The organism is Corynebacterium sp. (genome assembly GCF_022712275.1).
Classification (GTDB): domain Bacteria; phylum Actinomycetota; class Actinomycetes; order Mycobacteriales; family Mycobacteriaceae; genus Corynebacterium.
This window is the reverse complement of the sequence record NZ_JALAGU010000055.1, coordinates 37,573-59,182: the sequence shown is the minus strand read 5'-3', so window position 1 is coordinate 59,182 and position 21,610 is coordinate 37,573. Positions and strand designations below refer to the sequence as shown.

The window sequence follows — 21,610 nt, the reverse complement described above, 5'->3', positions numbered from 1 at the left end:
CGCCGGTGCGGGCAGATGCGCGGACCATTCTCGGTCTCGCCCTGCCCGCACTGGCGGTTCTTGCCGCTACCCCGCTGTACCTGCTGTGGGATACCGCCTGGGTGGGGCGTCTCGGGGCGGTCGAGCTGGCCTCGCTGGCAGCCGGCACGACGGTACTGACCCAGGTCACCACCCAGCTGACCTTCCTGTCCTACGGCACGACCGCCCGGGCCGCCCGTCGCTTCGGAGCCGGTGACCGCACCGGAGCCGTCGCCGAGGGTATCCAGGCCACCTGGGTCGCCCTGGTGGTCGGCTCCACCCTCGCCGTGACCGTGGCCCTGGTCGCCGGCCCGGTGACCGGCTGGCTGGCCGGCGACGGGGAGGACGCCACCCGTATCGCCCACGGGGCCACCCGCTGGCTCCACGTCGCGTGTCTGGCGATCATTCCCGCGCTGACCGTCATGGCCGGCAACGGGTGGTTGCGCGGGATCGCCGACACCCGACGTCCGCTGTGGTTCACCCTGGCCGGCCTGGTCCCGGTGGCCTTCGCGGTTCCCTGGGCGGTCTCCCGGTACGGGATCATCGGCTCGGCGTGGGCCACGGTGGCGGGGGAGACCGTCACCGCCGGCTGCTTCGTGGTCTGCCTGATGCGGACCTGGGGCCAGGTCGGCGACGGGCGTCCGGTGCGTCCTACCTGGTCGGTGATCCGGCCCCAGCTCGTGGCGGGGCGCGATCTCGTGCTGCGCTCGCTGGGATTCCAGGTCGCCTTCGTGTCCGCGGCGGCGGTCGCGGCGCGCTCCGGTCCCGGGGCGCTGGCCGCCCACCAGGTGCTGCTCCAGCTGTGGAACCTGCTCACCCTGCTGCTGGACTCGGTGGCGGTCGCCGCCCAGGCTCTCGTCGGAGCAGCCCTGGGGGCCGGGGCACGGGACGCCTCCCGACAGGTTGCACGACATGTGCTGCGCTTCTCAGTCGGGGCAGGTAGCGTACTGGCCGTGGTGCTGGCGCTCGGTGTGACCGTCCTGCCGGGACTGTTCACCACGGACGACGATGTGCTGGGTGCGCTGCACTCGGCATGGTGGGTCCTGGTGGTGATGGCCGTGGTCGGAGGAGTGGTCTTCGCCCTTGACGGGGTGCTTCTCGGAGCCGGTGATGTTGCATTCCTGCGGACTGCGACGATTGTCTCACTGGCATGTGGTTTCATTCCCGGTGTACTTGTGGCGGGTGCCGCCGACCTGGGACTGACCGGTGTGTGGTGTGGGCTGCTGGCCTTTCTGCTGTTGCGGTTGGCGGCGGTGGCGCTACGCTACCGGTCGGACCGGTGGCAACGCACCGGTGTGAACTGAGTGACAGATGTTACTTGTGTGACTAAAGTGACCTGGGAACCAGGGATTGATGACGTCGAGGACAGGAGGCAGATCCGGACCATGACAGAGCACCGCACGCTCTGGGCAGTCTCCGACCTGCACATCGCAGCCCCGGGAAACCGGGACCTCGTCGACGACCTCGTCCGCCCGGAACACCCCGAGGACTGGCTGATCGTCGCCGGCGACGTGGCCGAGCGCGTCAGTACCGTCCTCAAGACCCTGGGCAGGTTCACCGAGTGCTTCGCACGGGTGATCTGGGTACCCGGCAACCACGAGCTGTTCTGCCGTTCCAGTGACCCCCACCGCGGTCGTGACCGCTACCGGGAGCTCGTCGAGGGCTGCCGGGAGATCGGCGTCACCACCCCGGAGGACATCTACCCCGTCTTCGGCGCGCACACCGTCGTCCCCATGTTCACCCTCTACGACCACAGCTGGCGCGATCCCGCCCTCAGCGTCGCCGAGGCGCTCACCGCCGCCGAAGGCAACGGCGTGATGTTCACCGACCAGGTGGCCATCGCACCGTTCGTCGACGTGCCCGCCTGGTGCCGCGAACGGCTGAGCTACACCGTCCGTCGGCTGTCCCGGGTCACCGGTCCCACGGTCCTGGTCAACCACTGGCCGCTGATCCGCGAGGTCACCGACAATCTCGTACTGCCCGAGATCGCCCTGTGGTCCGGAACCCGGGACACCGAGGACTGGCCGGTGCGGTTCCGGGCCTCCACCGTGGTTTACGGGCATCTGCATATCCCCCTGGTCCGGGAGTTCGACGGCGTCACCCACGCCGAAGTCTCCCTCGGTTACCCGCGCGAGCACGAACGGTCCCTGCCGCCGCGCCGCGACCGTCGTCTCTGGCCCTTCCCCGTCCTTACGGAGGTCGTCCCATGATCCTGTCCGCCCCCCGCATCACCTCGATGAACCGCGACGGTTCCCCGCGTGAGTCGCTGCTCGCCGCACTCGACCTGCCGGCCGGCACCTCGGTGGTCGAGCTCCACACGGACGGCACCCCCGACCTCGGCCGGTTCCACCGGCTCCATGATCTGGAACGCCGCCTCGTCGCCCGCGCCGTGGCCTCCCGCAAGTCGGACTTCGGCGACGCCCGCTGGTGTGCCCACGAGGCCCTGCGACGCTGGGGGAGGGACGAACCGATTCTGCGCGGGGAGAAGGGTATGCCGCTGTTCCCCCACGGCATTGTCGGCACCCTGTCCCACACAGAAGGCCTGCGCGGCGCACTGGTGGGGGACGCCGGCGTCTGGCGCAGCGTGGGTCTGGACGTGGAGAAGGCGCAGCCGTTGACCGGCGGTGTCTTCAACGCGGTGACCTCGCCGCTGGAGCGGTGGTCACTGTCCCGGCTGACGGGCAGTGAGCGGTGCGAGAACATGCTCGGCACCGTGCTCTTCTCCGCCAAGGAGTGCGTCTACAAGTCCTGGTTCCCCCTGGCAGGACGCTTCCTCGACTTCGACGAGGCCGAACTCCACCTGGAGATCGACAGCGGCATCGGCCGGGGGTCCGTCGGCTCCGGGCACGTCGGCGGGACCTGGCGGGCACGGCTGCTCACCAGCCCCACACCGGTCGACGAGATCACCGGGTCGTGGGTCATCAGGGACGGCTATGTCGCCACCGTCTGCGGAATCCGCAGGTGACGGTGACGACACAGGGGTGACGGTCACAGGGCCGTCGGGGAAGATGACCGGGGCGGGGCTACCGGATCAGTAGTAGGCGCCCTGGCGGAAGTCCCAGCTGTTGAACTGCTCGGACAGGATCAGGACGATCTCGTCGTTGTAGACGCCCTTGCGGATCAGGGTCGGGCACGGGGTGATGCCGCGCTCGCCGTGCTGTTCCGGGATGATGGTGCCGTCGGTGTCGACCATGGAGACCATGACGCCCTGCTCATAGCGGGTCTCGATGGACTTGTCGGGCTGGATGGACGCCACGTAGGAGTCACCCTCGATGACCAGGTCAGCCTCGTTGGCGATCTCGTCGCCGATGCCCTCCACCAGGCCGCGGTTGCCCTTGCCGGACGGGTTGGCGGAGGAGGCGAAGACCAGACGACGGTCCTTCTCCCACAGCTCACGGGCGATGTTCTCGCCGGGGACGCCGAACTTCAGCACGAAGCAGCTGGTGCCGCGGACATCGGTGGCCAGCTCGTCGGCACCCTCGGGCAGGTACTTCTCCTGGGCACCCTCCTTCCAGGGGAGGATGCAGCCCATGAGGATGTCGCGGTCGACACAGGTCTGGTAGAACTTCTCGATCTCCGGGGTCAGCTGGGCGAGTTCCTTGAGCTGCTCGATGGAACCGCAGAGGACGACACCCGGCTTGTTGCGCTTCCGGTGCTTGACGGCGAACTTGCGCTCGAGGCCCTCGCGGTCGCTGGTGGCGATGATGTAGCCGACCTTCGTCGGGGTGACGACGATGTGTCCGGGGGTGCGGAGGAGCTCGACGGCCTCCTCCTGGAGTCCGCCGTTCCAGGTGATCTGGTTGTTGGCCATGGGTTCCTCACTCATCCTTCGTGGTCTTCAGGGGCTGGCGCCGTCTCACAGGTCGGGAGACGGCGTCTCACTGATTGGCATTGTAGAGCATCCGGCGGGAGCGGTGGGAATCCGGGTGATGTTCGCGGGGGATCGGCGGGGGAGGTGTGCGAAGTATCACAAAGTCCTTGTTTTCCGGTCCGTGTCGCGGGAAGGTTCAGCCACGGCCGCCCGTACACCAAGGGGAGCCTAACCACATTTCACCACGATCAAGGAGTCTTACGTGACAGAAGTGCAGGAACTCGCCACATTCGTCGAGAATGCCCGGCTTGAGGATCTCAGTCCCGAGGCCCTGGAACAGCTCAAGATCCGTGTCCTCGACACCCTCGGTGTCGCCGTCGGTGCGCTGGACGCCGAGCCCGTCGTCGCCATCCGGGGCCTCCTCGAAGATCTCGGCGGTACCGAACAGTCCACACTCATCGGCGGCGGGAAGACCACCCCGGAGCGTGCGGCCTTCTTCAACAGCGCATTGAGCCGCTACCTCGACTTCATGGACGCCTACCTGGCAAAGGGGGAGACCAACCACCCCTCCGACAACTTCGGTGCCGTCCTCGCCGCCGCGGAATCGGTCGACGCCTCCGGTGCCGACCTGCTCACCGCCTTCGCAGTCGCCTACCAGGTCCACGCCCGGTTCTCCGACGTCGCTCCGGTCCGTGCCCTCGGGTTCGACCACACCACCCAGGGCGCCTTCGCCGCCGCAGCGTCCGCCGCCAAAGCCCTCGGCCTGCCCGCCGAACAGATAGCCAACGCCGCCGCCATGGCCGGTACCGCGAACGTCGCCCTGCGCGTCACCCGCACCGGCAATCTGTCGCACTGGAAGGGCCTGGCCTACCCGCACGTCGCCAAGGAAGGCACCTGGTCGGCGCTGCTGGCGTCCCGCGGAATCACCGGCCCCGAGGAGGTCTTCGAGGGCAACAAGGGCTTCAAGGATCTCGCCGGCTACTACGAGCTGGACTGGTCGAAGGAGAACCTGGAGCGCGTCACCCGGTCGATCATCAAGAAGTACAACGCGGAGATCCACTCCCAGTCCGCACTGGACGCCGTGCTCAAGCTCCGTGCCGAGCACGACATCGACCCGGCGCGGATCACCGCCATCGGCCTCACCACCTTCGACGTCGCCTACTCCATCATCGGCGGGGGAGAGGAGGGCTCCAAGCAGCTCGTCCGTACCAAGGAGGAGGCCGACCACTCCCTGCCGTGGATGCTGGCGGTCGCCGCCCTCGACGGTGAGCTCAACCCGGCCCAGTATGAGCCGGCCCGCATCGTCGCCGACGATGTCCAGGACCTCATGCGGAAGGTGACCATCACCCCGGATGACGCCCTGTCCGACCGCTTCCCCGACGAGATGCCTGCCGTGGTCACCATCACGCTCGATGACGGCACCTCGTACACCCGGGAAGAATCCGCCTACGACGGCTTCTTCACCCAGCCCCTGGACTGGGAGGGGGCGCGCCGCAAGTTCGACGCGCTCACCACCCCCTTCGCGGACCAGGCGCTGCGTGACGAGATCGCCGAGCTGGTCCACGACCTCGAGCATCACCGGGTCGGCGAGCTGACCGCCGCGCTGGCCAAGGTCAGCACCGTGCGCGGGGCCGTGCCCGCGACCGCCTGACCCCACCTTCCCCGGCACACCACCGTGCCCCCCGGCGCACCATCACCACACCACCATCACCACACCAGGAGGCTCAGCCATGAGCAACGCCATCAACGAGAACGTCTCATTCAACTTCGTCCCCCGTGCCTACCGTCCCTCGAAGCCACGCTCCTTCGGCATGACCGAGATCCGCGCGCCCTACTACAACACCTTCGGCACCCGTCACCTGCAGGACGTCTTCGACGTCGCAGGGCAGTGGGTCGACGGCATCAAGTGGGCGGGCGGGTCCTTCTCCCTGGTCCCGCCGGAGCAGGTCCGCGCGTTCAGCGACATCGCCCACGAGAACGACGCCTACGTCTCCTCCGGAGGCTGGATCGAGACCGTCCTGCGCTACGGGGACGACGCCGTCGACCAGTACCTCAAGGAGGCCAAGGACGTCGGCTTCGACGTCATCGAGATCTCCACCGGCTTCATCATGCTGCCCACCAGCGGCCTGGAGCGCCTGGTGGAGAAAGTCGTCAAAGCAGGTCTGAAGGCCAAGCCGGAACTGGGCATCCAGATCGGCTCCGGCGGCGACTCCACCGAGGCTGAACTGGCCGCCGAATCCGCCAAGGACGTCGGCGACCTCATCGACCGCGGTCAGCGCGCCCTCGACGCCGGCGCGTCGATCATCATGATCGAGTCCGAGGGCATCACGGAGAACGTCGTCGAGTGGAACACCGGCGCCGCGGCGTCCATCATCAACGGTCTCGGCCTGGAGAACGTCATGTTCGAAGCCGCCGACGGGCCCGTGTTCGAGTGGTACGTGAAGAACTACGGCAACGAGTGCAACCTCTTCGTCGACCACAGCCAGATCCTCCAGCTGGAGGGTCTCCGTCAGAACATCTGGGGCAACAAGTCCACCTGGGGACGGGTCATCAATCCCCGTCCCTAGAATCTGTCAGATCACAGCTCTGACCTGGGTGAACGACGGGTACTTCAGCAAGGGTGCAGTATATCTGCTCTTTGTGGTGGTGAAATCCTCCGGGTGCTGTAGATACAGGCGCTGTCACGCAGTGCCCCACGACAGAAGAGTATCCACATGTCCCCTGTCGTCCAGATCAACGAGATCGTCAGCGGCCCGCTGATCAGCTTCCCGCAGCTGCCTCCCCGGTCAACATCCAGATCGGACCGGAGGTCGTCAGTGACATCCCGCTGGGTTCCTCCTTCGGGGACGCCCCGACCTTCGGCTCCAGCAACGGCGACCAGGTCCTGGGTTCCTCCGGGCTGACCCTGCGGTTCCTCCGGGCTGACCCTGCCGAGCATCCCGACTATCCCGGGTCCGGGCTCCTGGGGGAGTCTCACTCCATTCCGGCCGGACGGGCGACGAATACACTCGCCGCCCGTTTCCCCTTCTCCTCCAGCAGCGCCACGGCGTGACCTGAGGGGGTGACCGCTGCGACCACCTCACGGTCGCCCACCGGTTCCAACCATTTACCGAGGGCCAGGGCACTGCCCTGGTCCTCGGTCACGTTCCGGACCGGGAAGCACCGCACCATCGCCTCGTCGAGCGACAGTGACAGTTCCGGGGAGACGCTCCGCGGATCCGTCCCCTCCGGGAAGGACGCCAGTACCGCGTCCTTCTGCCTGTTGAGCTCGTCGAGCGTGCGCGCCTCCGCGATGTCGAAGGGGCCGGCAGAGGTCCGACGCAGTGCAGTGAGGTGCCCGCCGACCTCGAGTTCCGCCCCCACATCCCGGGCGATCGAGCGGATGTAGGTACCGGAGGAACAGTGCACCCGGATGTCCGCCTCGACCGACCCCTCGCTGATGCGCACCGCGTCCACCTCGAGGGAGAAGACAGTGACCGGGCGCTCCGGCAGGACCACGTCCACCCCCTCGCGCACCAGCTCATGGGCACGTCGACCGTTGATCTTCACCGAACTCACCGAGCTCGGCCGCTGCATGATCTCCCCGGTCTGCGCCGCGAACGCCTCGCGCACCTGCTGCTCGGTGAGGGACGCCAGCGTCGCGGCGTCCGCGGTGGTGAGTACCTCCCCCTCGGCATCGTCGGTGAGGGTGGACGCGCCGAGTCGGACCGTCGCCGCATAGCGCTTGTCGTGGGTGACGACGTGGGCGAGGAAGCGGGTGCCGCGCTCGATACCGACGACGAGCACTCCGGTGGCCATCGGATCAAGCGTGCCGGAATGGCCGACACGACGGGTGCCGAAGATCCGGCGCAGCCGCGAGACCACATCATGGCTGGTCATCCCGGCCGGCTTGTCGACGACGACGAGGCCGGAGCGGTCGAGTACAGGGCGGGGGTCCGTTCTGGGCATGGAGCACAGTCTAGGAGGTGGCCGGTCATGTCGTATTCTGGTGCCCGTGGATATCTGGAACGGACTGGAACAGGTGCCTGCCGATCTGGCTGGCTCGGTCGTCACCATCGGCGTTTTCGACGGCGTTCACCGTGGTCACCAGCAGCTCATCAACTCTGCGGTGCGGCGGGCACACGATCTCGGTGTGCCCGCGGTGATGGTCACCTTCGACCCGCACCCCACCGTGTTCTTCCGGCCCGACGCCATCCCGCCGGCCCTGGCATCCCTCGAGCAGCGGTCCGTCACCGCCGCGCGCTACGGCATCGACGCGATGCTCGTCATCAACTTCGACCGCGAGCTCGCCGGCTGGACCCCGGAGGAGTACTTCGACCGCGTCATCGTCGACACCCTCCACACCCGTGCCGTCGTCATCGGCGACAACTTCACCTTCGGGCACCTCGCCGCCGGCACCAGCGACACCATGAGGACGCTCGGCGAGGCCAGGGGAGTGGAGGTCATCACCCACGGCCTGCTGAGCGACGCCGGCGATCCGGCACTCGGTGGGGCGTCCGCCGAGGACCATGTCGTGTGCTCCACCTGGATCCGTGACCGGCTCGCCGAGGGCGACGTCGCCGCCGCCGGACGCGCCCTGGGCCGCAACTTCACGGTCCGCGGCGTGGTCACCCGCGGCGCAGGACGCGGTGGTGCGGCCCTCGGGTTCCCCACGGCGAACCTCTACTTCCCGGACGCGCAGGCGCTGCCCTCCGACGGTGTGTATGCCGGTGACCTGCGCATCCTGCCGACCCACAAGGATCCGGCCGGGGAACTCGTCGGTGATATGCCGGTGGAGGTGCACATGCCCGCGGCGATCTCGGTGGGCACCAACCCCACCTTCGGTGACGAGACCCGCAGTGTGGAGGCGTTCGTCCTCGACCATGAGGCCGACCTCTACGGACGCAAGGTCACGGTGAGCTTCATCGACCGGATCCGCGGCATGGAGGCCTACGGCGACCTCGACACGCTCATCGCCGCGATCAACCACGATGTCTCCGAGACGAGGCGTTTGGTCCCACGGGACCGCTGATGATAGTCTCATCCGGTTGCGTGACTGTGGTTCGCGGTAGTCACTGACGGTTTACCTTCACTTTGCGCGGACTGAAACAACTAACAGGAGATTCACCATGGCTCTCACCAAGGACCAGAAGGCCGAAACCCTCAAGGAGTTCGGCCTCCACGAGACCGACACCGGTTCCCCCGAGGCTCAGGTCGCCCTGCTGACCGTCCGTATCCGTCAGCTGACCGAGCACCTCAAGTTCCACAAGCACGACCACCACTCCCGTCGTGGCCTGCTGCTTCTCGTCGGTCGCCGTAAGGGCCTGCTGAAGTACCTGCAGGAGAACAACGTCGAGCGTTACCGTTCGCTCATCGAGCGCCTCGGCCTGCGCCGCTAGTCTCCTCGAGGATCAACCCCGCTCCCCGGAGCGGGGTTTTTCTGTGTCCGGGGTGTACACCTCGGCCCGTGAACCTCTGCATCTCACGTCCTCTCCCACGGCGGGGTGTCCCAGGAGTTCGCCTCCTCATCGCGTCTCAGCCGCCGGAGCCTCTTCAGCGCGAAGCGCACCGTGTCCGCCACCTCGTCCTCCATGTACTCGTGTTCGTGCGTCACCATCACATCGGTGTACCGGAGCAGCAGGTAGCCCCATCTCGTCGCCTGGTTCCCTTGCCGACGGTCGCGTTCGAACGACGATCCCTGCGCCTGTCCCTCACCGTGGTACGTGTAGCTGTCGATCTCGATGAGGCCGCGGGCCTCCTCGATGACCACGTCGAAACGGTAGCCGCGGACAGGAACGTTCGTGGTCACCGTGATGTCACCGGCGTCAATCTCCGCCTTCAGGGCTGTCCTGATATGCCACAGCGCGATATTCTCGGGTCCGCTTGCGGTGCCGATGACTGCATCGGCGATGAGCGGTTCCGCGGCTTTCCGGTCTCTCGGGGAGAGTGCATCGAGGTCTGCGTCCAGCCGTTCGGTACCGGTGAGCCCTCTGTAGTGCCGCTCAAGCAGCCAGCGGGCGTCAACGTCAACCGCCGTCTGCACGGGTGTGGTTGTCAGGACGCCGTGGACGGGGTGCGTCCGCTCTACGTCTCTGCGGCGGACGGTGAGTAGGGTGCCACCGTGTGCGGACCTGTTCCGGGGGAGGTCCCCGGTCGCCGGCCAGTCCAGCGTCCTTCCCCATAGGAGGAATGCGGCGGTCCTGCCGGTGAAGACGACATCCGTATAGCGGACGGCGAGGGTCTGCAGCTTGAGAAGGTCATAGGGCACTTAGGTGGTGTAGAGACCCCGGTCGATCCTGAAGAGCTCGCCGACGGCGACTGTGTCAGTGATCCGGCGCCGTGTCATTGAGGCCATGAGGTCGGCGTGAAGCCGGATGCTGTCCATTATGCCCCCCTGTGAAAGTTCCCCTGGAGTGGACAGTAGCACGCAGGAGGTGACCTCGGGGGCGGCCGACGTCCCCGACGTTACGGCCGACGTAGTGTACGCTTTTAGCGGTAATTGTCCGAGAATTTTCCGACGCCGACACCGATGATCGGCGCCCGCGACCGCGGGGCAACGGAGAGATGACCCGAAAGGGACTGCAGCACCGTCATGACGACGAAGAACACCAAGAAAAACACCCCGGCGCCCACCCACACCGCCGAACTGATCGACCCGGACTCCGGAGTCTGGGAATCCAACGCCACCATCGACAACGGCGACTTCGGCACCCGCACCCTCACCTTCGAGACCGGGCTGCTCGCCCGCCAGGCCGACGGTTCCGTCACCGCCTACCTCGACGATGACACGATGCTGCTGTCGACAACCACCGCCTCCAGGCACCCGCGCGAGAACCTCGACTTCTTCCCGCTCACCGTGGACGTCGAGGAGCGCATGTACGCCGCCGGCCGCATCCCCGGCAGCTTCTTCCGCCGTGAGGGCCGTCCCGGCACCGAGGCCATCCTCGCCTGTCGTCTCATCGACCGCCCGCTGCGCCCGACCTTCGCCAAGGGCCTGCGCAACGAGGTCCAGGTAGTCGTGACCGTCCTGTCCATGGACCCCGAGGACATGTACGACGTCGTGGCCATCAACGCCGCGTCCGCCTCCACCCAGCTCTCCGGCCTGCCGGTCTCCGGTCCGGTCGGTGGCGTCCGCATGGCCCTCGTCGTCGACGAGGCCCACCCCGAGGGTCAGTGGGTCGCCTTCCCGACCCGCGAGCAGCACGAGCAGGCCGTCTTCGAGCTGGTCGTCGCCGGCCGCGTCTCCGAGGTCAAGAAGCCGCGCGGTCGCCGTAAGGCCACCCCGGGCGACAATGTCGTCGTCATGATGGTCGAGGCCGGTGCCACCGAGAACGTCGTCGAGCGCATCGCCGAGGGTGCCCCGGCCCCGACCGAGAAGATCGTCGCCGAGGGCATCGAGGCCGCCCGTCCGTTCATCGCCGAGCTGTGCGGTGCCCAGGCCGCCCTCGTGGATGCCGTCGAGGCGTCGCAGCGCGAATTCGAGCTCTTCCCGGCCTTCGGCGAGGACGTCTACGCCTCCGTCGAGTCCGAGTCCGCCGAGGCCCTGCGCGGCATCATGGCGATCGCCGACAAGCAGGAGCGCGATGAGTCGCTGTCCGCGAACATGGACGCCGCCGTCGAGGCGCTCGGCGAGCAGTTCGACGGTCGCGAGTCCGAGATCCGCAACGCCCACAACGAGGTCTCCCGCCAGATCGTCCGCGAGCGCATCCTCACCGACGGCTTCCGCATCGACGGCCGCGACACCACCGCGATCCGTGACCTCGGCGTCATGATCGACCTGGTGCCCCGCGCCCACGGCTCCGCCCTGTTCGAGCGTGGCGAGACCCAGATCCTGGGCGTCACCACACTCGACATGCTCAAGATGGAGCAGCAGATCGACAGCCTCGGCCCGGTGGCCTCCAAGCGTTACATCCACCACTACAACTTCCCGCCGTACTCCACCGGTGAGACCGGCCGCGTCGGTTCCCCGAAGCGTCGCGAGATCGGCCACGGTGCCCTCGCCGAGCGCGCCCTGATCCCGGTCGTCCCGTCCCGCGAGGTCTTCCCGTACACGATCCGGCAGGTCTCCGAAGCCCTCGGCTCCAACGGTTCGACCTCCATGGGCTCGGTCTGTGCGTCCACCCTGTCGATGTACAACGCCGGCGTGCCGCTGAAGGCCCCGGTCGCGGGTATCGCCATGGGTCTGGTCACCGGTGAGGTCGACGGCAAGGACACCTACGTCACCCTCACCGACATCCTCGGTGCGGAGGACGCCTTCGGCGACATGGACTTCAAGGTCGCCGGTACCGCCGACTTCATCACCGCCCTGCAGCTGGACACCAAGGTCGACGGCATCCCCGCCAAGGTCCTCGCCGAGGCCCTGTCCCAGGCCCGTGGCGCGCGCCTGGAGATCCTGTCCACCATGGCCGAGGCCATCGAGGGCCCGGAGGAGATGAGCGACTTCGCGCCGCGCATCACCACCGTGAAGATCCCGCAGAACAAGATCGGTGAGCTCATCGGCCCGAAGGGCAAGACGATCAACCAGATCACCGAGGAGACCGGTGCCAACATCTCCATCGAGGACGACGGCACCGTCTTCGTCTCCGCCGCCGACGGCAAGGCCGCCGAGGCAGCCCTCGACAAGGTGAACTCCATCGCCAACCCGCAGCTGCCGAAGGTCGGTGACCGTTTCCTCGGCACCGTCGTGAAGACCACGGCCTTCGGTGCCTTCATCTCGCTGCTGCCGGGCCGCGATGGTCTGCTGCACATCTCCAACCTCGGCGGCGACCGCCGGGTGGAGAAGGTCGAGGACGAGGTCTCCGTCGGTGACTCCCTCGAGGTCGAGATCGCCGACATCGACAACCGCGGCAAGATCTCCCTCATCCTCGTCGAGGATTAATCAACCCCATCCCCATCACCAACACGAAGGAGCAGATGACAATGACGAAGGTCGGCGTTCTCGGAGCACACGGCAGGGTCGGCACCGCGGTGGTCGCCGCGGTCGAGAAGACGGAGGGCCTGGAGCTCTCCGCGGCACTGGACCACGAGGACGATCTGCAGGCCCTGGTCGACTCCGGCACTGAGGTCATCGTCGACTTCACTGTCCCCGACGCGGTGATGGGCAACCTGGAGTTCTGCGTCAACAACGGCATCCACGCCGTGGTGGGCACCACCGGTTGGACCGCTGAGCGCTACGAGACCCTGCAAGGCTGGCTCAGTGCCAACCCGTCCGTCGGCGTCCTCGTCGCCCCGAACTTCGCCATCTCCGCCGTGCTCACCATGAAGCTCGCCGAGATCGCGGCGCCGTACTTCGACTCCGCCGAGGTCGTCGAGTTCCACCACCCGAACAAGAAGGACGCGCCCTCAGGTACCGCCGTGCACACCGCCGAGGGCATCGCCCGGGCCCGTGCCGCAGCCGGTCTGGGTGCCCAGCCGGACGCCACCGACCAGACCCTCGAGGGCGCCCGTGGCGCCGATGTCGACGGCGTCCCGGTGCACGCCGTGCGCATGACCGGCATGGTCGCCCACGAAGAGGTCATCCTCGGTGCGGCCGGGCAGACCCTGACCATCCGTCAGGACTCCTACGACCGCGAGTCCTTCGTCCCGGGCGTGCTGCTCGGCGTCGACAAGGTCCCCGCCACCCCGGGTCTCACCGTCGGCCTGGAGAAGTTCCTCGGCCTCGACGGCCTCGGCGTCCCGGCCGCTGAGTAGGGGAGTACGGCGACTGTGACACCCACGAGTTCCACCCCGGCGGAGTTCTCGGTCCGGCTGATCGCCCACACCACGTTCACCCCGCCCGAGGACGTGGACTGGGTGCCTGACGGCGAGGCCGGGGACGCCGCGTCCCTCATCGAGTTCGCGGGGCGCGCCTGTTACGAGACCTGGGACCGCCCGAATCCGCACACCGCGGCGACGGACGCCTACGTCCGGCACATCATGGATGTCGGACACCTCAGTCTGCTGGAGCACGCGTCGTCGTCGATGTACCTGCGCGGTGTGTCACGGTCGTGCGCCCAGGAGATCATGCGGCACCGGCACTTCTCGTTCAGCCAGCTCTCCCAGCGCTACGTCCCCTCCGGGAACTCGCAGGTCGTCATCCCCGACAGTGTCGCCGGGGACGAGGACCTGGAGAAGCTGTTCCTGCGGTCGACCGACATGGCCCGCGAGGCCTATGAGGAACTACTCGGCGGGCTGGAGGAGAGGTTCGCCGGCGAGTCGAACACGGTGCTGCGGGCCAAGCAGGCCCGCCAGGCGGCGCGCTCGGTCCTGCCCAACGCCACCGAGACCCGCTTCGTGGTCACCGGCAATCTGCGGTCCTGGCGCCACTTCATCGCCATGCGCGCCGCCGAGCACGCCGATCCGGAGATCCGGCGTGTCGCGGTCGCCTGCCTGCGGCTGCTGCAGGAACTGAGTCCGGAGGTCTTCTCCGACTTCACCGTGACCAGGCTGCGCGACGGTTCAGAGACCGCCACGAGCCCGTACGTGGCCGACATGTGAGACCACCGGGGGTCGCCGACCGGCGACCCACCGTACCCCGGTACACACGAACGCCCTCGGGGACGGTAACCTGTGGGGTCATGAGCACAGGTATTGCAGCGACGTCGGGCGCTGAGTTCTTCGGCACGGTCTCGGTGGCGATGGTCACCCCCTTCACGAAGGACGGTGACCTTGACACCGACGCCGGAGTCGCCCTCGCAGGGCACCTGGTCGACAAGGGACTCGACGCTCTGATCATCGGCGGTACGACCGGGGAATCCCCGACCATCACCCCTGATGAGAAGCTCAACCTGCTCAAGGCCATCCGTTCCGAACTGGGTACCGGCGTCAAACTCGTCGCCGGATCCGGCACTTACAGCACCGCGGAGTCCGTGGCGCAGTCGAAGGCCGCCGAGGCGGCCGGTGCGGACGGTCTGCTCGTGGTCACCCCGTACTACTCCCGCCCCAGCCAGGAAGGCCTCTACCGGCACTTCACCACTGTGGCTGACGCGGTCGACACCCCCATCTGCCTCTACGACATCCCTTCCCGGTCGGTCGTCCCGATCGCGACGGACACGTTGCGTCGGCTCTCGGCCCACCCGAACATCCGGGCCGTCAAGGACGCCAAAGGCGACCTGGCAGCCGGTATGGAGCTGATGGAGGAGACCGGTCTCGCGTGGTATTCCGGGGATGACCCTCTCAACGTCCCGTGGCTGGCAGTCGGCGCCACCGGCCTGATCTCCGTGATCGGCCACGCCGCTCCCGCCCAGCTCCGTGCCCTCCGTGACGCTGTCGACGCCGGGGACATCCTCGGCGCCCGCGCCATCTCCAACCGGCTGCGCCCGCTCATGGCGGCGCAGGGCCGGCTCGGTGGTGCGACCTTCGCGAAGGCGGCACTGAAGCTCCAGGGGATCGAGGTGGGCGCACCGCGCCTGCCGATCATCGAACCGACGCCGGAGGAATACTCCCGGCTTGAAGAAGACCTGCGTTCCGCAGGCGTGTAAGGACACGAATGACTGACAACCGCTCCCGGGCCCGCAAGGTGACCCGCAAGGCAGCTCCGCCGAGCGCGGAGACCGCCGCCCCGGCGGCAGGCACCCCCGCCTTCAACGACGGTGGAGTCGCCGACGCCGCCCAGTCCGAGGGGGCGTCCGTGCCGGCCAAGGAGTCCGGCAACGAGGGCCGGAACTCCCAGGGCGGCAACCGCAACCGTTCCCGTCGTTCGCGCGGCAACCGTTCCGAGCGCAATGACAACAGCCGCAACGACAACAACGACAACAAGGGCGGCAACCGCAACCGCGGCGGTCAGAACAACCGCAGCAACAACGGTGGAAACCGCGGCGGCGACCGTCGCCGCAACGCCGTGCAGACCATGCAGGGCGCGGATCTGACCCAGCGCCTGCCGAAGCCGCCGAAGGCCCCGAAGGACGGCCTGCGTCTCGTCGCGCTCGGCGGTATCTCCGAGATCGGCCGCAACATGACGGTCTTCGAGTACCACGACCGGCTGCTCATCATCGACTGCGGCGTGCTCTTCCCGTCCTCCGGTGAGCCGGGCGTCGACCTGATCCTGCCGGACTTCTCCTACCTGGAGGGCAAGTGGGACAAGGTCGAGGCACTGGTCGTCACCCACGGTCACGAGGACCACATCGGTGCGATCCCGTGGCTGCTCAAGCAGCGCTCGGACATCCCGATCATCGCCTCCCGTTTCACCTGTGCGCTCATTGCCGCGAAGTGCCAGGAGCACCGCCAGCGTCCGAAGCTGATCCAGGTCGACGACACCTCCCATGAGAAGCGCGGTCCCTTCGACGTGCGGTTCTTCAATGTGGGCCACTCGATCCCGGAGTGCCTCGGTATCGCGCTGAAGACCCCGGCCGGCCTGCTGATCCACACCGGTGACGTGAAAATGGACCAGACCCCGGCCGACGGTCGCCCGACCGACCTTCCGGCCCTGTCCCGCTTCGGTGACGAGGGCGTGGACCTCATGCTCTGTGACTCCACCAACGCGACCACCCCGGGTGTGTCCCCGTCCGAGGCCGGCATCGCGCCGACCCTGGAGCGTCTGATCGCGAACGCGAAGCAGCGCGTCCTCGTGGCGTCCTTCGCCTCGAACGTCTCGCGTGTGCAGATGGCCGTCGACGCCGCCGTCAAGGCCGGTCGCAAGGTCGCCTTCAACGGCCGCTCGATGATCCGCAACATGGAGATCGCCGAGCGTCTCGGCCTGCTCACCGCCCCGCGCGGCACCATCGTCTCGATGGATGAGGCCTCTCGCCTCGCGCCGCACAAGGTCGTGCTGATCACCACCGGTACCCAGGGTGAGCCGATGGCGGCCCTGTCCCGTATGGCCCGCCGCGAGCACCGCCAGATCACCATCCGCCCGGGTGACCTCATCATCCTGTCCTCGTCGCTGGTCCCCGGCAACGAGGAGGCGGTCTTCGGTGTGATCAACATGCTGTCCCAGATCGGTGCGACCGTCATCACCGGCAAGGACGCGATGGTCCACACCTCGGGCCACGGCTACTCCGGGGAGCTGCTGTTCCTCTACAACGCCGCCCGTCCGAAGAACGCCATGCCGGTCCACGGCGAGTGGCGCCACCTGCGCGCCAACCGCGAGCTGGCGATCTCCACCGGTGTGAACCCGGACAACACGGTCCTGGCGCAGAACGGTGTCGTCGTCGACCTCGTCAACGGCCACGCCAAGGTCGTCGGCCAGGTTCCGGTCGGCAACCTCTACGTCGACGGTGTCACCATGGGTGACGTCGGAGCCGAGGAGATCGAGGACCGCACCCAGATGTCCGAGGGCGGTCTGATCTCGGTCACGGTGGTCATCGACAACCGCAGCGGTCGTCCGCTGGAGGACCCGCAGGTCGTGGCCAAGGGCTTCTCCGAGGGCTCGAAGGAGATGATGAAGCAGGTCGCAGAGGTCGTCGACAACGCGATGCTCGATCTCGCCGGCCAGGGTGAGAATGACCCGTACCGGATGGCGCAGACCCTGCGCCGCAAGGTCGCCAAGTTCGTCAAGGACAAGTGGAAGCGCGAGCCGATGATCATCCCGACGATCGTCCCGATGACCAGCGAGGTCGTCGAGGAACTCGATCCCGAGGATCACGCCCCCTCCCTGTAGGGGAACACCTGGCTGACATCACAGCAGCCACAGCGGTCCGCCGGGACAGCGCGTAGCATCCGGAGACATGACAGTCTCCCGTGATGAACGCACTGCCCTGGCGGACCTTCTCCTGTCTGTGGGACCGGACGCCCCGACCCTCTGCGAGGGGTGGACCACCAGGGACCTCGCCGTACACCTCGTGGTGCGTGAGTACCGGCCGGACGCCGCCGCCGGAATGTTCCTCGGTCCGGCGCGCACACACCTGGAGAAGGTGACCGGGGACGTGTCGGCCCGCCCGTACGAGGACCTGGTGGCGTCCTACCGGCACGGACCGCCGAGGTGGAATCCGATGCGCCTGGTGGACCGGTTCGCCAACCTCACCGAGAATTTCGTCCATCATGAGGATGTCCGCCGTGGGGGAGGGGAGTGGTTTCCCCGTGCGCTGCCGAAGGAGACGCGCGACGCCCTGTGGCGGGCCACGGGCTTCGCTTCGCGCGGGCTCATCATCCCCTCGGGCCCGACCGTGCGCCTGGTACGGACCGACGGTGCCGGCGGCGACGGGGACACGGTGACGGTGGGTCGAGGGACGCCCGATGTCACGGTGACAGGTGCTGCTCCGGAGCTCACGCTCTGGGTTTTCGGTCGGGACAAGGCCTGCGACCTGACGTTCGCTGGGCCGGTGGAGAAGGTCGCCCGACGGGACCTCTGACGGGCAGTTACGGATGTGACGCGTGTTGCAACTGTTGAAGAAGTTGTTATCGGGTTAGACTGGCTGGCATGCCTACGACCAGCCGCAGCAGTACCTCGACGTCGCGGTCCACCAGGACCTCCCGGAGTTCCGCCAACTCCGGGTCCTCCGGGTCCTCCGGACGCCCCGGTGGGTCCGGCCGGTCTGGCCGTACCGGCCGTACCTCCCCGTCCTCGCGTCCGACGCGGCGTACTCCGAGCTACGACACGAGCGACTTCGAGCGCACCTCCGGCGCCTTCGGCGTGGTCGGGTCCTCACTCGGCTCGATGTTCGGTGGCGCCGCGCGCGGCCTCGGCGGTCTGGCCCGCAAGGTATCCCTCCAGGGGGATCCCGATGACGACCTGGTGATGGACGTCGTCGACGACGCCCCCGCCAGGGAGACCCCTGCACGGAAGAAGTCCTCTCGACGCTCCGGAGGTTCCGCCCACCCGGACGACCGATCATCGTCGCGCGATGCGGAGGACGCCCGCCCGGCCGGCCGGAAGTCGAGCTCCCGTCGTCGTGCGGCCGAGGACAGTCAGGCCGGCCCGCAGGATGCCGTCCCCACCACGGTGATGGACCGTGCTGCGGCACGTGGTCTGAGCGCGCCAGACGACGCTGCCGATGCTGCAGCGTCGGCAGAAGCCGCTGAAGGTCCGGAAAAGGTGCTGATCGGCCGTAATTACGACGGCCCCGCCTTCGTCAGCCTTGCGCTGGCCGTGATCCTCGCTGCGGCCCTGTGGTTCGGGATCGGTGGCGCAGTCGGCTCCGGCGTGGCCTTCGCCCTGACCTGGCTCATCGGTGCCGGTGCTTATGCTGTCCCGGTGCTGCTCCTCGGCGCCGGCTGGGTGTTCATGGTCGGCGTCGAGGTGACACAGCGTTCCCGGGTGCGTCTGGGGATCGGACTGGCACTCATCGTCGTCGGCGTCCTCGCGGTCTTCCACATTCTCGCCGGGCAGCCGGACGACGTGGAGGGTCGTGCCACGGCCGGTGGCATGGTCGGCAACGTCGTCGGCAGCCCGATGGCCGTCGGCTTCAGCGCGTTCCTGGCCGTTCCGCTGCTGCTGCTGATCATCGTCTACGGTGCACTGCAGCTCACCGGAATGACGGTCGCGCAGCTCTACCGCTCGGTGACCTCCTGGCTGGGTGTCTCACGCGGTGCGCGGTCCGCACGTCGTGAGGACTACGCCTATGACGACTACGACGCCGAGGATGACCCGTTCGACGAGGGGCCGATGCCCGACCACGACGGGTACCGGAGCGATGCCCGCCCGGTCGACCGCACCCCGGTGCGTCGGCCGCGGCCCGCCGCCCGGAACTTCGCGCACCCGGAGCGTCCTGCCCCGGCATCGCCTGTCACGCCCGCCGCGCCGGAGGCTCCTTCGGCCGGCAGCCCCATGGACAACTACCCGGTCGACGAGACCCTCGCGTCGGCGGAGACCGAGTACCTCGGGGACGCCCCGCTGAGTGATTCCGAGTACGACGCCCCGGTCCCGCAGGCCTCGGCTCCGGTCGACGACAACCACGACGTCGGCTACGACGACTACGGCACCGACGAGGTCGAGGTCGCGCAGGCCGCACCTGTCCCGGCTCCGGTCGCTGAACCCGCCCCGGCGTCGCGTCCCTCTGCCGCCATGGAGGAGGCCCGTCGGCGTATCGCCGCCCGTTCGGGGGTCGACGCCGCAGAGGTCGCCACCCGACGTCCGGCGGCTGCGGATCCTGCCGCGGCGTCCGGGACGCCGGCGCGTTCCGCGTCCGAGGACGACTACATCCTGCCTTCGTCGACGGAACTGCTCGTCCCCGGCGACGCGCCGAAGACCCACAGCGCCGCCAACGACCGGATGATCGCCGCGATCACCGAGGTCTTCACGGAGTTCAAGGTGGACGCACAGGTCACCGGATTCTCCCGTGGCCCGACAGTCACCCGCTACGAGGTGGAGCTCGGCCCGGGCGTGAAGGTCTCCAAGATCACCAACCTGCAGTCCAACATCGCCTACGCTGCCGCGACCGACAATGTCCGCCTGCTCACCCCGATCCCGGGGAAGTCGGCGGTCGGTATCGAGGTTCCGAACACCGACCGCGAGATGGTCCGGCTCGGCGACGTGCTCAACGCCCCGTCTGTCGCCCAGGACCCCGACCCGATGGTCATCGGTCTGGGCAAGGACATCGAAGGTGACATGGTCGCCCACTCGATCCAGAAGATGCCGCACCTGCTCGTGGCCGGTTCCACCGGTTCCGGCAAGTCGGCTTTCGTGAACTCGCTGCTGGTCTCGATCCTCACCCGGGCCACTCCGGAGGAGGTCCGCCTCATCCTCGTCGACCCGAAGATGGTGGAGCTGACCCCCTATGAGGGCATCCCGCACCTGATCACCCCGATCATCACCCAGCCGAAGAAGGCCGCGTCCGCGCTGACCTGGCTGGTCGAGGAGATGGAGCAGCGGTACCTGGACATGAAGTCCGCGCGAGTGCGCCACATCAAGGACTTCAACCGCAAGATCATCTCCGGTGAGCTCGAGACCCCGGCCGGCTCCGAGCGCGAGTACCGTCCCTACCCCTACATCGTCTGTGTCGTCGACGAGCTTGCCGACCTGATGATGACCGCCCCGAAGGAGATCGAGGACTCGATCGTCCGTATCACCCAGAAGGCCCGCGCCGCCGGTATTCACCTGGTGCTCGCGACGCAGCGCCCCTCCGTGGACGTGGTCACCGGTCTGATCAAGACGAACGTGCCCTCGCGCCTCGCCTTCGCGACGTCCTCGCTCACCGACTCCCGCGTCATCCTGGACCAGGGCGGCGCCGAGAAACTCATCGGTATGGGCGACGGCCTGTTCATCCCGCAGGGGGCGAACAAGCCGAAGCGCCTGCAGGGTGCCTTCGTCACCGACGAGGAGGTTCAGGCCGTGGTGGACGCGGCGAAGGACCAGGCTGATCCGGAGTACACCGACGGTGTCACCGAAGACAAGTCCGTCGAGGCGAAGAAGGAGATCGACGCCGACATCGGTGACGATCTCGAGGATCTGATCCAGGCTGTGGAGCTCGTGGTCAGCAGTCAGTTCGGCTCGACGTCGATGCTGCAGCGCAAGCTGCGCATCGGTTTCGCCAAGGCGGGTCGTCTCATGGACCTCATGGAGACCCGTGGTGTCGTCGGCCCGTCCGAGGGATCGAAGGCCCGCGAGGTCCTGGTGAAACCGGAGGAGCTGGATACTGTCATCTGGATGATCAAGGGTGCTGACCCGGCCGACGCGCCGAAGGAACTGTTCGACGGGCAGGACGCCGCGGACGGTACCGCTGCAGTGGAGACTGACTCCGGTTCCGCCCCCGACGCCGGGTCGGATGACCCCGCGGTCCGTGTGGCCCGGGCGGATGCCTCGGGCACCGGCGGGGTGTTCTGAGAGGCTTCACCCCCGGTGGGTTCCGGGGGTGGCTCTGCTAGACTCGCTTCTTGTCATGGAGGGGAGTACCCCGCCCGCGACACAGATCGTCAACACGGTGGTCACCGTCCGTCTGCTCCGTAGTG

At 67.7% G+C, this 21,610-nt stretch carries 17 protein-coding genes; 14 read left to right on the top strand and 3 right to left on the bottom strand.

Annotated elements, in window-relative coordinates; translation table 11 throughout:
* Positions 1 to 5 precede the first annotated feature (5 nt).
* The 3 genes from Q0A27_RS14820 to Q0A27_RS14810 all read left to right on the top strand — a co-directional run bounded on the left by Q0A27_RS14820 (position 6) and on the right by Q0A27_RS14810 (position 2,983).
* A complete protein-coding gene (locus tag Q0A27_RS14820; RefSeq protein ID WP_291476682.1) occupies positions 6 to 1,322 on the top strand; it encodes an MATE family efflux transporter in 1,317 nt (438 codons plus the stop codon).
* Positions 1,323 to 1,403: 81 nt separating this feature from the next.
* Positions 1,404 to 2,228: a metallophosphoesterase gene (locus tag Q0A27_RS14815; protein WP_291476614.1), complete on the top strand. Its 825-nt coding sequence runs from the start codon at positions 1,404 to 1,406 to the stop codon at positions 2,226 to 2,228.
* Positions 2,225 to 2,983 carry a 4'-phosphopantetheinyl transferase gene (locus Q0A27_RS14810; protein ID WP_291476613.1) on the top strand — a complete coding sequence of 253 codons (759 nt, stop codon included), beginning with the start codon at positions 2,225 to 2,227 and terminating at the stop codon, positions 2,981 to 2,983. Before Q0A27_RS14815 ends, Q0A27_RS14810 begins: the two co-directional genes overlap by 4 nt.
* A 66-nt stretch (positions 2,984 to 3,049) precedes the next feature.
* On the opposite strand, the gene Q0A27_RS14805 is transcribed toward Q0A27_RS14810, so the two are convergent.
* Positions 3,050 to 3,829, bottom strand: a complete 780-nt coding sequence (locus tag Q0A27_RS14805) for a Sua5/YciO/YrdC/YwlC family protein (protein ID WP_291476611.1) — start codon at positions 3,827 to 3,829, stop codon at positions 3,050 to 3,052.
* 262 nt (positions 3,830 to 4,091) lie between these two features.
* On the opposite strand from Q0A27_RS14805, the gene Q0A27_RS14800 reads away from it, so the two are divergent.
* The gene (locus tag Q0A27_RS14800) at positions 4,092 to 5,480 is read left to right on the top strand and encodes an MmgE/PrpD family protein (protein ID WP_291476610.1); all 1,389 of its coding nucleotides are present in this window, start codon (positions 4,092 to 4,094) and stop codon (positions 5,478 to 5,480) included.
* A 79-nt stretch (positions 5,481 to 5,559) separates the two neighbouring features.
* Complete coding sequence (locus Q0A27_RS14795; protein ID WP_291476609.1) at positions 5,560 to 6,396, top strand: phosphosulfolactate synthase; 837 nt, start codon at positions 5,560 to 5,562, stop codon at positions 6,394 to 6,396.
* 406 nt (positions 6,397 to 6,802) lie between these two features.
* Here the strand turns inward: Q0A27_RS14795 and truB are convergent, their stop codons facing one another.
* On the bottom strand, positions 6,803 to 7,777 hold the full coding sequence (gene truB / locus Q0A27_RS14790) for a tRNA pseudouridine(55) synthase TruB (RefSeq protein ID WP_291476608.1): 975 nt from the start codon (positions 7,775 to 7,777) through the stop codon (positions 6,803 to 6,805).
* Between the two features lie 46 nt (positions 7,778 to 7,823).
* Between truB and Q0A27_RS14785 the strand changes: the two genes are divergently transcribed.
* Both Q0A27_RS14785 and rpsO read left to right on the top strand, forming a co-directional pair.
* Complete coding sequence (locus Q0A27_RS14785; RefSeq protein WP_291476606.1) at positions 7,824 to 8,840, top strand: bifunctional riboflavin kinase/FAD synthetase; 1,017 nt, start codon at positions 7,824 to 7,826, stop codon at positions 8,838 to 8,840.
* Positions 8,841 to 8,937: 97 nt separating this feature from the next.
* Positions 8,938 to 9,207 (top strand): 30S ribosomal protein S15, encoded by a 270-nt coding sequence (gene rpsO, locus Q0A27_RS14780; RefSeq protein ID WP_014010153.1) that lies wholly within the window; start codon positions 8,938 to 8,940, stop codon positions 9,205 to 9,207.
* 83 nt (positions 9,208 to 9,290) lie between these two features.
* Here rpsO and Q0A27_RS14775 read toward each other — a convergent pair whose 3' ends face one another.
* The gene (locus Q0A27_RS14775) at positions 9,291 to 10,076 is read right to left on the bottom strand and encodes a hypothetical protein (protein WP_291476604.1); all 786 of its coding nucleotides are present in this window, start codon (positions 10,074 to 10,076) and stop codon (positions 9,291 to 9,293) included.
* Between the two features lie 324 nt (positions 10,077 to 10,400).
* On the opposite strand from Q0A27_RS14775, the gene Q0A27_RS14770 reads away from it, so the two are divergent.
* From Q0A27_RS14770 to Q0A27_RS14740, 7 genes are all read left to right on the top strand, one after another.
* On the top strand, positions 10,401 to 12,686 hold the full coding sequence (locus tag Q0A27_RS14770) for a polyribonucleotide nucleotidyltransferase (protein WP_291476602.1): 2,286 nt from the start codon (positions 10,401 to 10,403) through the stop codon (positions 12,684 to 12,686).
* Positions 12,687 to 12,727: 41 nt separating this feature from the next.
* Entirely contained in the window at positions 12,728 to 13,498 is a 771-nt protein-coding gene (dapB, locus tag Q0A27_RS14765) for a 4-hydroxy-tetrahydrodipicolinate reductase (protein ID WP_291476681.1), read from the top strand.
* A 15-nt stretch (positions 13,499 to 13,513) separates the two neighbouring features.
* Complete coding sequence (gene thyX / locus Q0A27_RS14760) at positions 13,514 to 14,284, top strand: FAD-dependent thymidylate synthase (protein WP_291476600.1); 771 nt, start codon at positions 13,514 to 13,516, stop codon at positions 14,282 to 14,284.
* Between the two features lie 80 nt (positions 14,285 to 14,364).
* Positions 14,365 to 15,267, top strand: a complete 903-nt coding sequence (dapA, locus tag Q0A27_RS14755; protein WP_014010149.1) for a 4-hydroxy-tetrahydrodipicolinate synthase — start codon at positions 14,365 to 14,367, stop codon at positions 15,265 to 15,267.
* 8 nt (positions 15,268 to 15,275) lie between these two features.
* A complete protein-coding gene (locus Q0A27_RS14750; protein ID WP_291476597.1) occupies positions 15,276 to 17,384 on the top strand; it encodes a ribonuclease J in 2,109 nt (702 codons plus the stop codon).
* A gap of 67 nt (positions 17,385 to 17,451) precedes the next feature.
* Positions 17,452 to 18,075: a TIGR03085 family metal-binding protein gene (locus Q0A27_RS14745; RefSeq protein WP_291476596.1), complete on the top strand. Its 624-nt coding sequence runs from the start codon at positions 17,452 to 17,454 to the stop codon at positions 18,073 to 18,075.
* Between the two features lie 68 nt (positions 18,076 to 18,143).
* Positions 18,144 to 21,485 (top strand): DNA translocase FtsK, encoded by a 3,342-nt coding sequence (locus tag Q0A27_RS14740; RefSeq protein ID WP_291476594.1) that lies wholly within the window; start codon positions 18,144 to 18,146, stop codon positions 21,483 to 21,485.
* Positions 21,486 to 21,610 lie beyond the last annotated feature (125 nt).

Excerpts from the sequence above, each read along its gene's own strand:
- Q0A27_RS14815 (WP_291476614.1), top strand. The coding sequence starts at position 1,404 with ATGACAGAGCACCGCACGCTCTGGGCAGTCTCCGACCTGCACATCGCA.
- Q0A27_RS14810 (WP_291476613.1), top strand. The coding sequence starts at position 2,225 with ATGATCCTGTCCGCCCCCCGCATCACCTCGATGAACCGCGACGGTTCC.
- Q0A27_RS14805 (WP_291476611.1), bottom strand. The coding sequence starts at position 3,829 with ATGGCCAACAACCAGATCACCTGGAACGGCGGACTCCAGGAGGAGGCC.
- Q0A27_RS14795 (WP_291476609.1), top strand. The coding sequence starts at position 5,560 with ATGAGCAACGCCATCAACGAGAACGTCTCATTCAACTTCGTCCCCCGT.
- truB (WP_291476608.1), bottom strand. The coding sequence starts at position 7,777 with ATGCCCAGAACGGACCCCCGCCCTGTACTCGACCGCTCCGGCCTCGTC.
- rpsO (WP_014010153.1), top strand. The coding sequence starts at position 8,938 with ATGGCTCTCACCAAGGACCAGAAGGCCGAAACCCTCAAGGAGTTCGGC.
- Q0A27_RS14770 (WP_291476602.1), top strand. The coding sequence starts at position 10,401 with ATGACGACGAAGAACACCAAGAAAAACACCCCGGCGCCCACCCACACC.
- dapB (WP_291476681.1), top strand. The coding sequence starts at position 12,728 with ATGACGAAGGTCGGCGTTCTCGGAGCACACGGCAGGGTCGGCACCGCG.
- dapA (WP_014010149.1), top strand. The coding sequence starts at position 14,365 with ATGAGCACAGGTATTGCAGCGACGTCGGGCGCTGAGTTCTTCGGCACG.
- Q0A27_RS14750 (WP_291476597.1), top strand. The coding sequence starts at position 15,276 with ATGACTGACAACCGCTCCCGGGCCCGCAAGGTGACCCGCAAGGCAGCT.
- Q0A27_RS14745 (WP_291476596.1), top strand. The coding sequence starts at position 17,452 with ATGACAGTCTCCCGTGATGAACGCACTGCCCTGGCGGACCTTCTCCTG.
- Q0A27_RS14740 (WP_291476594.1), top strand. The coding sequence starts at position 18,144 with ATGCCTACGACCAGCCGCAGCAGTACCTCGACGTCGCGGTCCACCAGG.